We start from the raw sequence: 1,436 nt of genomic DNA on the forward strand, positions 1-1,436 counted from the left end.
ATTTAACATTTATCTTTTAACGTCTAAATTCAATTAGTTAAACTTTAAATTCTCATAAAAAAACACTAAATATATTCTAAATAGTTTTTTAATATAAAAACTTATAAATTTTCTAATTATTATAAAACCTCTTCTAGAATAATAGAATAAGAATTTTTTGTCAATATATAAAATTCCAAAATATTTAAAAATAAATAAAAATATACAATAAAGTAATATTATAATTGAATTAATTTCATAACTCGCAGCCCTTACGTGCCAAGGGTTTTGAGAACATAAAAAGGGAGTACCTCCCCAAATTTTTGTATAATGTAGTGACCAAACAAACAAAAAACAAGAATGGAGGTTGACTCCCTATGCCTATTATAAGACAAGAAAGTCTGTTTGACATGAAAGATTTATATGAATTAGAACCAACCAAGCGATTTGAGGCGATTTTTTCGACGCTACATATTGAACCGTTGTTATTTGCGGTGTCTAAGAAAACGGTGTATGGTGCGCCGGCTGAACTTAATTATCCAGCCATGATTTATGCCCTTGTTGCGCGTATTGTGGAACGAATTCCAACGATTAAAGATCTTGTTAGACGGTTACGACGTGATTTTATGTTCCATCTCGAGTGTGGATTTCTGTTTTCTGATCGTATCCCTTCAGAGGCTTCCTTTTCTCGGTTTACCCAGAAGCTAAGTGAGTCAAATGCATTAGAAACTGTTCAAGAAGCTTTGCTTCTTCAAGCCATTCAAGAAGATTTTATTCACGATGATGTTGTCTCGATCGATGCCACACATGTTGAGTCTCGTGATCGATCTACTCCACAAGTAAAGAAGTCAAAACCACAGCCGAAAAAGCGTGGCCGGAAACCAAAAAAGGAACAAGTAGCCTATCAAAAAGAAAAACAAAAACAAGAAGAGAAAAAAACGATCTACGAGAAAGCCATTGAACATCAACTAGACATTGATCTTGAAACCTTACGGACAGCTATACCTTTACAGCCAACCTGGGGTATCAAGAAAAATAGTGAAGGAAAAAATACCTTTTGGTTTGGATTTAAAATCCATTTGGCAGTTGGCTCGAAGAGCCAATATATTCTTCAATCCCTCGTATCTTCAGCCAGTTTGAATGATGGAAAAGCCGCCATTCCTCTGTTAAAGGGTGTACAAGAACGGCTTACTTCATTGGGTTCTGGTGCAAAAACTTCAAAATATCTGCAGGTAATCTCCCAAACTTGGACAAACTGATACTAGTATTCTAAAAGAAGGACGTGATCAGTATGGAAAAGAAAAATCTATTCAAATGGAAACAGTATCAACCTAATATTATTTTATTAACCGTAAGATGGTACCTACGGTACAGCCTCAGTTTTCGTGATGTAGTCGAAATGATGGAAGAACGCGGACTATCGATTGCTCATACAACCATTATGCGCTGGGTTCACC

General features: G+C 35.2%; 2 pseudogenes. Both read left to right on the forward strand.

Going from position 1 to position 1,436, the window contains the following annotated elements:
* Positions 1 to 356: 356 nt before the first annotated feature.
* A pseudogene (locus tag BFL01S_RS19555) lies at positions 357 to 1,178 on the forward strand (transposase); the annotation flags it as partial.
* A 92-nt stretch (positions 1,179 to 1,270) separates the two neighbouring features.
* Positions 1,271 to 1,436: pseudogene (locus tag BFL01S_RS20245) on the forward strand (IS6 family transposase); the annotation flags it as partial.

The organism is Priestia flexa NBRC 15715, from assembly GCF_001591565.1.
GTDB lineage: Bacteria > Bacillota > Bacilli > Bacillales > Bacillaceae_H > Priestia > Priestia flexa.